This is a genomic window from Desulfatibacillum alkenivorans DSM 16219 (genome assembly GCF_900142135.1).
Taxonomy (GTDB): Bacteria; Desulfobacterota; Desulfobacteria; order Desulfobacterales; family Desulfatibacillaceae; genus Desulfatibacillum; species Desulfatibacillum alkenivorans.
Genome location: NZ_FQZU01000015.1, coordinates 1 through 11,747, shown reverse-complemented (window position 1 = coordinate 11,747; position 11,747 = coordinate 1). Strand labels below are relative to the sequence as shown.

General features: G+C 57.7%; 8 protein-coding genes. 3 read left to right on the top strand and 5 right to left on the bottom strand.

Annotation, left to right across the window (positions count from 1 at the left end; genetic code table 11):
- Positions 1-173: 173 nt before the first annotated feature.
- From acd to BUE18_RS13135, 5 genes are all read right to left on the bottom strand, one after another.
- Positions 174-1,337, bottom strand: coding sequence for a glutaryl-CoA dehydrogenase Acd (gene acd / locus BUE18_RS13160; RefSeq protein ID WP_073476427.1), 1,164 nt, complete (start codon positions 1,335-1,337; stop codon positions 174-176).
- A 45-nt stretch (positions 1,338-1,382) separates the two neighbouring features.
- Positions 1,383-2,573 carry a thiolase family protein gene (locus BUE18_RS13155; RefSeq protein WP_073476426.1) on the bottom strand — a complete coding sequence of 397 codons (1,191 nt, stop codon included), beginning with the start codon at positions 2,571-2,573 and terminating at the stop codon, positions 1,383-1,385.
- Positions 2,574-2,575: 2 nt separating this feature from the next.
- Positions 2,576-3,820, bottom strand: coding sequence for an acetyl-CoA C-acyltransferase (locus BUE18_RS13150; RefSeq protein ID WP_073476425.1), 1,245 nt, complete (start codon positions 3,818-3,820; stop codon positions 2,576-2,578).
- Positions 3,821-3,838: 18 nt separating this feature from the next.
- Positions 3,839-5,626 (bottom strand): acyl-CoA dehydrogenase family protein, encoded by a 1,788-nt coding sequence (locus BUE18_RS13145; protein WP_073476424.1) that lies wholly within the window; start codon positions 5,624-5,626, stop codon positions 3,839-3,841.
- Between the two features lie 317 nt (positions 5,627-5,943).
- A complete protein-coding gene (locus BUE18_RS13135) occupies positions 5,944-6,816 on the bottom strand; it encodes a 3-hydroxyacyl-CoA dehydrogenase family protein (protein WP_073476420.1) in 873 nt (290 codons plus the stop codon).
- 586 nt (positions 6,817-7,402) lie between these two features.
- Here BUE18_RS13135 and BUE18_RS13130 point away from each other — a divergent pair.
- The 3 genes from BUE18_RS13130 to BUE18_RS28775 form a co-directional block, all read left to right on the top strand.
- A complete protein-coding gene (locus BUE18_RS13130; protein ID WP_073476418.1) occupies positions 7,403-8,785 on the top strand; it encodes a sigma-54 interaction domain-containing protein in 1,383 nt (460 codons plus the stop codon).
- A 33-nt stretch (positions 8,786-8,818) separates the two neighbouring features.
- Positions 8,819-11,449, top strand: coding sequence for an amino acid permease (locus BUE18_RS13125; RefSeq protein ID WP_073476416.1), 2,631 nt, complete (start codon positions 8,819-8,821; stop codon positions 11,447-11,449).
- Between the two features lie 144 nt (positions 11,450-11,593).
- Positions 11,594-11,747: transposase (locus BUE18_RS28775; protein WP_170868360.1), on the top strand; the 154-nt coding region annotated here is incomplete at its 3' end.

The window sequence follows — 11,747 nt, the reverse complement described above, 5'->3', positions numbered from 1 at the left end:
GATATGGATGCGCTTGAACAACCAGCACATCTATTTCGCTGATTAATCTCGCCCGCTCCTTCAACGCCCGTCATCCCCGCAAGGCCGATCCGTTTTTTCAGGATCGGCCGCAAGCGGGGACCCAGCGTCTTTCAAGAATCAACTCACAAGATTTTGAGTCCTTCCAATCATTCCTACCTGTTGGCCTTGCGGTATCCCAACTGGTCCATGGCGATGATCATCTTGCAGATGTTGGCCGAACCCTCCACCAGCACGTAGGTGGGGATGTCACGGTAGTACCGGGCCAGGGGATATTCCGTAGAGTACCCGTAGGCGCCCATCAACCGCATGCCGTAGTTGGCGCACTTCATGGCGGTTTCTCCGGCGAAGTACTTGGCCTGGGCCACGGCCATGCCGTTGTTTTCCTGGCCCTGGTCCTTCTGCCACGAGGCTTTGTAGACCAAAAGTCGGGCCGCCTCGATTTCCGTGGTCATCTGGGCGATCAAATCCTGGTTCATCTGAAAGGTTCCCACGGACTTGCCGAACTGCTCCCGCTTGGTGATGTATTTTGTGGCGATGTCCAGGCACGCCTGGGCGCACCCCACGGCGCCTGCGGCCGCGGAAAGGCGGGTGTTGGCCAAAGACGAAAACACGATTCTGGCGCCGTCGCCGGGCTTGCCCAGAAGGTTTTCCTTGGGAACCCGGGTGTTGTCAAAGAACAGCTCGCCGGTGGGCGAGGAATGGGAGCCCATCTTGGAGAGGTCCGTGGTCTTGATGCCGTTAAAATTCCTGGGCTCCACGATAAACGCGGACAGGCCCTTGGTTTTGGCGGACTTGTCCGTGTAGGCGTAGATGATGATCACGTCCGCCTGATGGGCGTTGGAGATCCAGGTTTTGGAGCCGTTCAGCACGTAGTGGTCGCCCATGTCCGTGGCTTCCGTCTCAATGGCCAAAACGTCCGATCCTGCGTTGGGCTCGGTAATGCCGAAGCCGCCCAGGTATTCGGCGCGGCAGAGTTTTTCCACGTACTTCTTTTTGGCTTCTTCGGTTCCGTATTTGTAGATGGGATAGGCGCAGCCCAGGCCCAAGAGGTTGATCTGCACCCGGAGGGAGCTGGAGGCCCGCGCTATTTCCTCGGTGATGATGGAAGCGGCCAGCCAGCCCATGCCTTCTCCGCCGTATTCTTCAGGAACGACGGCGCCGAAAAAGCCCAGTTCGCCCATGGGCTTCAGGACTTCCTTGATGGGCAGATAGTGGTCGGCGTCCCATTGATCCGCATTGGGGGCGATGTTCTTGGAGGCAAACTCGCGGACGGCCTTTTGGAGCATTTGCAGCTCTTTGGATAGTTCAAAAATCATGGTTTATCTCCATAATGCCGGGCTATGGCCCAGGCGTTGAGTTTGTTATTTTTGCGCGATGTTTTCCCAGATGATGGAATAGCCCTGCCCTCTTCCCACGCACATGGTGCACAGGCCGTATCTGGCCTTGGGATTTTCGCGGAACTGGGCCGCCATAAAGGCCGCCAAGCGAGGGCCGGAAGCCGCCAGGGGATGGCCGAAGGCCAAAGCCCCGCCCCAGGGATTCACCCGGGGATCGTTCCATTCCACGCCCAGGCGATTCAGGCAATACAGGGCCTGAACGGCAAAGGCTTCGTTAATCTCGATGATGTCGATATCATCCATGGTCAGCCCGGCTTTTTGCAAGGCTTTTTGCGTAGCAGGCACAGGCGCAATGCCCATGACCCGGGGATCCACGGCGGCCACGGCGGACGCGACGAACCGCATGACCGGCTTCAGGCCCATGTCCCAGGCTTTGTCCGCTTCCATCAAGAGGACTGCGGATGCGCCGTCGTTCAAACCCGAGGCGTTGCCCGGCGTAACCCGTCCGTTTTCCCGAAACGGGGTTTTGAGATTGGCCAGGCCTTCCATGGTGGTGGAGGGCCGCGGCGCCTGATCCCGATCGATGACCACCTTATTGCCTTCGGCGTCCAATGTTTCCACGGGGATGATCATGCTTTTCATCTTGCCCGCTTCAATGGCTTTTGCGGCCTTGGCCTGGCAATCCACGGCGTAGGCGTCGGCCATTTCCTTGGTGAACTCGGGCCACCGGTCGTGGATGTTTTCGGCGGTCTGGCCCATATTGAAGGCGCTGGCGTCCCCCATGGCCTCTTCCGCCCTGGGATGGGGATCCCGCATGAATCCCATGGGCAAGTGCCCCATGTGCTCCACGCCGCCGGCCACCAAACAGTCCACCATGCCGCTGGCGATGATGGAGCATGCAAATCCGAGAGCGGTGAGCCCGGAGGCGCACATGCGGTCAATGCTGCAGCCGGGGACGTTCCAGCCCCAGCCGGCCAGCATGGAGATCATACGGCCTATGGTTCCGCCCTGCTCTTTCATCTGATTGGTGACGCCCCACAGGATGTCTTCCACCATTTCGGGCTTGGCCGGAGGATTGCGTTCCACAAGCGCATGCAGCAGGGGGATGCACAGGTCCTCCGCCCTGGTGTTCCAGAATATGCCCTTTTCCCCCGCCCTGCCGAATGCCGTGCGCACGGCGTCCACCGCGACAACTTCTGATAATTTTCCGGCCATGATTATTTCCTTTCGAGAACGGCTGCAATTCCAAGGCCGCCGCCTCCGCAAATGCATTCCAGGGCCATTTTGGCCTCCCTGCGGCGCATTTCATACACCAGGGAAACCAGCACGCGCACGCCGGTGGCGGCGATGGGATGGCCCAGTGATATTCCCGATCCGTTGACGTTGATCTTGCCGTAATCTTCCTTGCCAATGCCCATGTCCTTGAGATCAGCCAGAACCTGGGCCGCAAAGGCCTCCTGGATTTCAATCAGCTCCATCTGGTCCAGGCTGACCCCGGCCTGAGCCAATGCCTTGCGGGCGGCCGCGCCTACGGTAAGATAAGTGCGGGTGGGGTCTGCGCCGGCCACGGCCACGGCCTTGACCGAAGCCAGAACCTCCAGGCCCAGTTCCTTGGCTTTTTCGGCGGTCATGACCACCACGGCGGCGGCGCCGTCGTTTTCCGTAGAGGAGTTGCCCGCCGTGCAAACGCCGCCCAAAACCGGCTTGAGCCTGGCCAGCTTTTCAATGGCCGAGTCAGGCCTGGGGTTTTCGTCCTTGTCCACCACAATGGGATCGCCTTTGCGCTGGGGAATGGTTATGGGGATCATTTCCTCGTCAAACTTGCCCGCCTCCTGGGCGGCGCAGGCCTTTTGATGGCTGCCCAAAGCCCATTCGTCGCATTCCTCCCGGGTGACGCCTTCCTCCTTGGCGCCGGTCTCGGCCCAGGACATCATGGAAGGCAATATGCCGTAGCGGCTTTCGGGCTGGCTCATGACCCTGGCCCGCTGAATGCGGTCGTACATGGGCATGCCCCAGATGCCTAAATCGCCATGGCCGCGGGGCATGCCCTTTTGGCCGCCCACGCCCCATTTGATATTTCCCGGCAAATAAAACTCGGCGTTGGACATGCTTTCCACGCCGCCTGCCACGATGATCTCGGCCTGCCCGCTTTGAATCAGGGCCGAAGCAAGGCGGATGGTTTCCAGGCCGGTGCAGCAACGGCGGTCGATGGTGAGTCCGGGAATTTCCTCGGGCCAGCCTGCGTTCAACAGCCCCATGCGGGCGATGTTCACGTACTCGCCGTTCTGGTAGGATTGGCCCATGATCACTTCGTCCACCTGATCCGGTTTAATCCCCGCCTTTTTGATGGCTTCGTTCAAAACCAGGGCGGCCAGGTCGTAAGCCTCAATCGTCTTGAGCGCGCCCATGTAGCGCCCGACGGGAGTGCGGACGCCGCTGACAATCACTATTTCCTTTGTCATTCTTTTTCCTCCATGGATTTAGAACGCGTTGTCGGCCATTTCCACAACCTCCCGGTCCACCCGCGTGCACGTGCGGGCCCGGGCCTGGGTGTGAGGCAGGGTGATGTCCGTGAAGAAGGTCGCCTGGGCCACCTTGCCGCGGAAAAAGTCGTTTTTCTTGCCGGATTTCTGGGCTCTATCATACGCGATAATGGCCATATCCACCAAGCGCCAAACCATGATGACCTCAGAAAAGCACATGAGCGCCGGATAGGTATAGGAAGCCCATTGCAGGGGATCGGCGGAATAGCGGGCGCTCATTTCCCTTGCCATCTCCTGGAGATCGTCCATGACGTCCTTGAGAAAACGCACCTGGCTTCCCAGCCCGGGGTGGGCGTGGTTCCTCTCGCAGAAGTCGTTGATCTCCTTAAGAAAGGCTTTGTAGGGCGCGCCTTCGTTCATGTGCATCTTCCGGCCCATGAGGTCGGTGGACTGAATGCCGTTTGTGCCTTCGTACAGGCTCATGATTTTGGAGTCGCGGAGGTATTGCTCAATGGGGTAATCCTTGCAGAAACCGTAGCCGCCCAGGCATTGCATGGCCGTCTCGCAGACCTTGAACCCGATGTCCGAGCAATAGGCCTTGACGATGGGGGTCATGAACTCCATGAGCATGGAGCAGCGCTCTTTTTCCTCCGGGTCGGGCGTCACCTGGGCGAGGTCGGCCCAGAAGGCGGTGGTGTAAATCATGGAGCGCATGCCGTCCACGGCGCCCTTCATCCACAAGAGCATGCGGCGGACGTCGGGATGGTCGATGATGGGCACGGAGCCTTCCTTGCGTTTGGCGATATCCCGGCCCTGAACCCGGCTTTTGGTGTAATCCAGGGCGTGCTGGTAGGCTGCACTGGCCATGGACATGCCGGACACGCCGGTGTTGATGCGCGCTGCGTTCATCATCTGGAACATATGGGCCAGGCCCATGTTGGCCTTGCCGCACAAATAGCCGATGCAGCCGTCCTTGCTGCCGAAAGCCAGGGCGGCCGTGGGCGAGGAGTGGAGACCCAGCTTTTTCTCGATGCCCGTGCAAACCACGTCGTTGAACTCGCCGGGGTTTCCGTTTTCGTCCACACGGTACTTGGGCACGATGAACAGGGAAATGCCGCGCACGCCCTCGGGAGCGCCTTCAATCCGGGCCAGAGCCAAATGCACGATGTTGTCGGCCAGGTCGTGATCGCCCCAGGAGATGAAAATCTTGTTTCCCTTGATTTTGTAATGATCGCCTTCGGGATAGGCCATGGTTTCCAGGGCCGCCAGGTTGGAGCCCGCGTTGGGCTCGGTCAGGGCCATGGTGCCCGCCCATTCGCCGCCGTACATCTTGGGAATGTAGGTCTGCTTCTGCTCCTCGGTGCCGAAAGACTCGATCAGGTGCGCCGCGCCGTGGGTGAGGCTGGGCGCCATGTTAAAGGACTGGCACGCGCCGTACATGAGATCGTTGACCACAATGCGCATCATGGTGGGGAAGCCCTGGCCGCCGAATTCGGGATCGCGCACCGCGGCGGTCCAGCCGTCCTCGCCGTAGGCCTTGAAGGCGGCCTTGAATTCCTTGGGGCAGGTGACCGTATTGTTTTCCCAATGCACGCCCTGCTCCTCCCCGATCTCGTTCAGCGGAGAGACCACGCCTTTGGCGAAGCGGATGGCTTCGTTCACCAGCATGTCCAAAGTATCTTCGTTCAGGGATTCGTACCGCTCGAATTCGCAGAGCTTGCCGTATCCCAACTGCTCCTTAAGGATAAAGAACAAATCCTTTTGATTGATTTTGAAATCGCTCATAGCTTTTCATCCTATCGCCGCTTTTGCGGGCGGTTGATCGAGGGCGGGTATGCGTTCAATCCGCATTGAGAAACGTTTATTGTTGGGTTTCGCAAGCTCAACCCAATCTGCGCCGCGATAAGAAAAGGCGCAGATTGGGCGGCTCTGCCGCACATCGGATAGTAGAATCCAAAGGCATCCGCTCTCCCTCCGAATTTTAAAAACCCAATAAAGCTGTGCAGTTTCACCCAAAAAAATGTTCATTCCTCCCGGCCGACTCATAAAAACCCGCCTCGTGTTGGCTCAAACGTCAAACGTAGATTTGACCCCATTTGGTTTTATTTTTTACGGGTTCCGTCTTCGTTGTATTCGTACCATCCCTTGCCGGTCTTGCGGCCCAGGTGCCCGGCCTTGACCTTGCGCCTGAGCAGCAGGGGCGGATAAAAACGGGGGTCGCCGGTTTCCTTGTAGGTGGCCATCATGGCGCCGTAGGACACGTCCAGGCCCACCATGTCGCCGGTCTCGAAAATGCCCATCTTGCGGCCCGAACCCAGGCGCAGGCCCTTGTCAATGTCTTCGCAGGAAGCCACGCCCTGCTCCACCAGGCGCATGGCCTCGATGTTGGAAGGGAAATTGATGCGATTGATCACAAACCCGGCGATGTCGCGGTTGACCATGATGGGCTCCTTGCCGATCTGAAGCACATACTCCCTGCCGGCCTGGGCGGTTTCGTCCGTGGTGGCCACGCCCTTGATGACCTCCACGGCCATCATCATGGGGACCGGAGAGAAAAAATGGATGCCCAGAACCTGTTCCTCCCGCTTGGTGACGGCGGCCAGTTCGGTGATGGGAATGGCCGAGGTGTTGGAGGCGATGAGCGCGTCCGGGCCGCAGGCTTCGTCCAAAGCCTTGAAGATTCCCTCCTTGACTTCCAGGTTTTCAAAAACCACCTCAATGGCCAGGTCCACGTCCTTGGCGGCCTCATAGCCGGTGACGGTCGTGATGCGCTTCATGACCGTGTCCACGTCTTCGGAAATCTTGCCTTTTTCCGCAAACTTGCCCACGGACCAGGCGATGTTTTTTTTGGCCTTTTCAAGAGCCGCTTCCGACATGTCGGTCAGAAACACATCGATGCCGGCCTGGGCGCTCACCTGGGCGATGCCCGCCCCCATGAGTCCCGAACCCACCACAAACATTGATTTAATAGCCATGATTTCCTCCTGAAGGGTGATGATTGATTAAAAAGGTAAAAGGTTAATTCCCTGTTATAAAAAACTTACGGATTGAAAACTCTTGCCGTTAGAACTTATCGGACTGATTTTGTTGGGTTTCGCAAGCTCTACCCAACCTGCGGCCTGTCAAGTTTGGCCGCCGGGTTGCAAAGTCCGGTTTTGCACTTCACATGGGCGAAAACGCGGATGGACTTCAAACCCGACAAAACGTTAGATGCTCCCGATTGGCCATTCAAACCGCTCCGTAATGGCTCAAACGTCAAACGTAGATTTGACCCCATAGGGAGCCCCATCAGCTGGTTAATAGGCAAAAGGCTTGCCAAACCCGGATCAATGGCGACATAATAAAATAACTGTTTGATTTATTGTTGAATTTTTTGAACAATATGTAGTTGCGTTATCTATTTTTGCGGTGAAAAACCAGGACCAATCTGTATAGATTTCTCTACACATTTTCCAATATGATGGTTTAGCATTTTGGAATTGCACTAGATAGCGTCCATGTATATAATATTATACATGTAGATTTTCTTATACGGCGCTCCAAACCAGGAGAAAATACCCCATGAGCCAATCCCGCAAAAAATCCGCCGCCCCCCAAAAAATCCCCCAGGATCTGCTGGACGCCCTCTTGAACAACCCGTACGAAGGCCTGATTCTGGTGGACGACCAGGGAATCATCCGCCATATGTCCAGCGCCAACGAGGGCATATACCCTTTCACGCCCCAGGAATCGGTGGGCAGGCACATCCATGACGTCTCGCCCAAGAGCCGCATGGACCGGACCATACGCACCGGCAAGGCGGAGATCGGACGCAGCATGATTCTGGACGACAAGACCAGGGTGGTGGCCCGTTTTCCCCTGAGCAAGGACGGCAAGGTGATCGGCGCGGCGGGCAAGCTGTTGTTCATGGATCCGGGCAAGATGAAGGAGTTGTACGAACGCATCACTCATCTGGAGCGGCGGCTGGAAAAATACGAGGATGAACTGGCGCAGATATACCGCACCAACTATTCCCTGGACAGCATTTTAGGAGACTCGCCGGATATTATCCGGGCCAAGAGGCTTGCCGAACAGGCGGCCGGGGCGGATTCTCCGGTGTTGATCATGGGGGAGTCGGGCACGGGCAAGGAACTTTTCGCCCATGCCATCCACGGACTGAGCCAGCGGGACTCGGGCGCCCTGGTCAAGGTGAATTGCGCGGCCATTCCCGGGGAATTGCTGGAGGCGGAATTGTTCGGGTACGAGGAAGGGGCGTTTACCGGCGCCCGGAAAAAAGGCAAGGCCGGCAAGTTCGAGCTGGCCCACGGAGGGACTATCTTTCTGGACGAAATCGGAGACATGCCTTTGCCCATGCAGATCAAAATATTGCGGGTGCTCCAGGAGCGGGAAGTGGAGCGCGTGGGCGCCAACCGGCCGAAAAAAATCGACTTCCGGCTGATTTGCGCCACCAACCGGGATTTGGCCAGGCTCATGCGGCAGGGGCTTTTTCGCCAGGACTTGTATTACCGCATCAACGTCATGACCCTCAAGCTGCCGCCGCTGAGGGATTGCAGGGACGACATTTTTCCCCTGTTCCAGCATTTTTCCCGGATTTTGGGCCGGGAGAAGACGCCGCCGAAAATTTTGCCCGGGGTCAAGGAAATCCTTGAAAAATATTCCTGGCCGGGCAATGTGCGGGAGTTGAGAAACGTGACCGAGCGCGCCTTGATCGTCTGCCGGGACAACGCGGTGTCGCCGGCCGACCTGCCCGACCTGAGCCAGCAGGAGGTTTTGCCCCAGGTTATTGAAGAAAAAGCCTCGTTAAAGGCTCTGATGGATCAGGCGGAGAAAAAAATCATCGAGCAGGCATTGGTCCAGGCTTCCAGCCGGGCCGGGGCGGCCAGGAATTTGGGCATCCATCGCACCGGGCTGTATCAAAAGATGAAAAAGCACGGCATAGAATAAAAAAGTTTAATTTCCAAAAATGGGAAAACTGAAATGAACAATAAAGCCGCCGAGCCAAACGGGAGCAAGTTGGGAACCTTCGCCGGGGTGTTCACCCCCAGCATCCTGACTATTTTAGGCATCATTTTATTTCTGCGTCTGGGCTACGTGGTAGGCGAGGCCGGATTGTGGAAGGTGCTCATCATCATCGGCCTGGCCAACGCCATATCCGTATTGACCAGCGTCAGCCTGTCGGCCGTCGCCACCAACATGAAGGTCAAAGGCGGCGGGGATTATTATTTGATCTCCCGGACTTTGGGCCTGGAATTCGGCGGCGCCATAGGCCTGGTGCTGTTCCTGGCCCAGTCGGTTTCCATAGCCTTTTATTGCATCGGCTTCGGCGAGGCGTTGGAAGGCATACTGCCTGGAGGCAGCGCCCTTTCCCCCCGGATGATCGCCTTGATCGCCATGAGCCTGCTTTTTGTGTTCGCCTGGCTGGGCGCGGACGTGGCCACCAAATTCCAGTTTGTGGTCATGGCCCTGCTGGTTCTGGCGCTGGCGTCCTTTTTTATAGGCGGCCTGCCCCAGGTGAAAGGGTCCACGCTGGCGCAAAACTGGACCGGGCCGTCGAACGGGCCGGGATTTTGGATTTTGTTCGCCATATTTTTTCCGGCAGTGACCGGGTTCACCCAGGGGGTGAGCATGTCCGGGGACCTGAAGGACCCGATAAAGAGCCTGCCCCGGGGAACCTTTGCGGCCGTCTTTCTTTCCATCGCCGTATATTTCGGCGCGGCCATGGTCTTTGCTGCAACCAGTTCCCTGGACGTATTGAGCAAGGACTATTCGGCCATGCAAAAAGTCGCCAAGTGGCCGGTTTTGATCGACGCCGGCGTGGTCGCCGCCACCTTGTCTTCAGCCATGGCCTCCTTTTTAGGAGCGCCCCGGATATTGCAATCCCTGGCGCAGGACAAAATTTTTCCCTTTCTGACGCCCTTCGCCAAGGGGGAGGGCGCCAGCGGCAATCCCCGGCGCGGGGTGTTATTGGCGGCTGGAATCGCCCTGATTACGGTCTTGACAGGTAATTTAAACCTGATCGCCCCTGTGGTTTCCATGTTCTTCCTGATTTCATACGGATTGTTGAATTACGCCACCTATTTCGAGGCCAAGGCGTCCAGCCCGTCCTTCCGGCCCACGTTCCAGTTTTTCAACAAAAACTACAGCCTGCTGGGCTTTCTGGCCTGCCTGGGCGCCATGCTGGCCATCGACCCCAAGGCCGGCGCCGCGGCCATCGCCGTGCTGTTCGCCATCCATCAATACCTGCTGCGCACGGCCCATACGGAACGCTGGGCGGACGGCCAGCGCTCCCACCATTTGCAGGAAATGCGCAAGCATCTGCTGGCCACGGTGAACGAACCCGAGCATTACCGGGACTGGCGGCCTTACATTTTGGTCTTTACGGAAAGGCCGGACCGGCGGGCCAATCTGCTGCGCTTTTCCTCCTGGCTGGAAGGAAAAAGCGGCACAGTGACTGCTGTGCATGTGATCGAAAAGTCAGGGGCGGTGGGATACAAAATGAAGCAGGAGGCCGAGGAGGAGCTGCGTCAGGCCATCGCCGAGCAAAAGCTGCCCATCTTTCCCCTGGCCATCCGCACTTCGGACGTCCAGACCTCGCTGGAAACCCTGGTCCAGTGCTTTGGCATCGGGCCTTTCAAGGCGAACACCGCCGTCCTGAACTGGTTTGAGGAAAAGCGGTACAGCACCGTGGGCGGCCGGGAAATCCCTTACAGCCGCAACCTGCGGATCGCCTTCCGGGCCGGGGTGAACATCGTGCTGTTAGCTGCGGGCGAGGAGGAATGGGCCGCTCTGGACGCTATTCCCAAAGAGGACCGGCGCATTGACGTGTGGTGGAAGGACGACGCCACGGGCAGGCTTATGCTCTTATTGGCCTATCTGATAACCCGGAATTCCGGCTGGGAGAACGCCAAAATCCGGGTGCTTGCCCAGGCCGGCAAAGAGGACGAAAAGGAAGCCGTCATGATCATGTCGGACTTTCTCCAGGAAGCCCGCATCAAGGCCGAACCCGTGGTTCTTTCCAAGGTGGATCCCCAGGCGGTCCGGGAGGAGTCCGGAGACGCGGCCCTGGTGTTCAGCCCGTTCAGGCTGCATTACAATCAACTGCAAAACCAGTTCGGCGGTAAAATAGAGGATTTGCTCAACAAACTGCCCATTGTCGCCCTGGTCCTGGCCTCTCATGACGTGGACCTGACCGCCCAGCCCGACGAAGGCGAGGCGGGCAAGCTGGCTGCAGCCATGGACGAGTATGAAGCATGCCTTAAAAAGGCCCAAAGCCTGGAGCATGACGCGGAAATGGCCCGGGAAGAGGCTCTTAAGGCGGAAACCCGGCTCCTTGACTGCCCCACGGAAAACACGGAGGAAGCCGCAGCCCAGCGCGCCGCCATGGTCAAGCAGGCCCAGGAAGCCCGGGACGAAGCCGCCAAAGCATTCAAAAAATCCGCCAAGGCCGAGGCCCGGCTGCAGGAAGCCGCTAGAATCATGGAGTCCTTAGGCTTGACGATCAAAGCGCCCCAGGCGCCCCAGACGGAAAAGAAGCAAAGCGAGGCCCCGGCCGAAGATTCGGAAAACAACGAAACGCCTGAGAATGAAAATATAGAACCGGAAGATTAAAAAGCCGCCGGGGGATAGTTTATTCCAACATAAAAAACCTTGCTCTCTGAGCAAGGTCAGAGTTCAGTGGCTTTGCCATCTGAACGACTCATTTGCTACAACCGAGGCCGAGTTGTCCCCACAACCGTAGCCAAGGAGTAACAAATGAGTCGATTCAAGAAGTTATCACAAACAATTTGGCATTGCCAGTATCACATAGTTTGGACGCCCAAGTATCGTTACAAAATACTCAAGGGCAAGATTGCCGATGAGGTTGAAAACTGCGTCCGGGCCTTTTCCGCCCAACAAGGGGCGGAAG

What these genes read in the sequence shown, in the direction of transcription:
- BUE18_RS13125 (WP_073476416.1), top strand. Translation starts at nt 8,819, where the DNA reads ATGAACAATAAAGCCGCCGAGCCAAACGGGAGCAAGTTGGGAACCTTC.
- BUE18_RS13150 (WP_073476425.1), bottom strand. Translation starts at nt 3,820, where the DNA reads ATGACAAAGGAAATAGTGATTGTCAGCGGCGTCCGCACTCCCGTCGGG.
- BUE18_RS13130 (WP_073476418.1), top strand. Translation starts at nt 7,403, where the DNA reads ATGAGCCAATCCCGCAAAAAATCCGCCGCCCCCCAAAAAATCCCCCAG.
- BUE18_RS13135 (WP_073476420.1), bottom strand. Translation starts at nt 6,816, where the DNA reads ATGGCTATTAAATCAATGTTTGTGGTGGGTTCGGGACTCATGGGGGCG.
- acd (WP_073476427.1), bottom strand. Translation starts at nt 1,337, where the DNA reads ATGATTTTTGAACTATCCAAAGAGCTGCAAATGCTCCAAAAGGCCGTC.
- BUE18_RS13145 (WP_073476424.1), bottom strand. Translation starts at nt 5,626, where the DNA reads ATGAGCGATTTCAAAATCAATCAAAAGGATTTGTTCTTTATCCTTAAG.
- BUE18_RS13155 (WP_073476426.1), bottom strand. Translation starts at nt 2,573, where the DNA reads ATGGCCGGAAAATTATCAGAAGTTGTCGCGGTGGACGCCGTGCGCACG.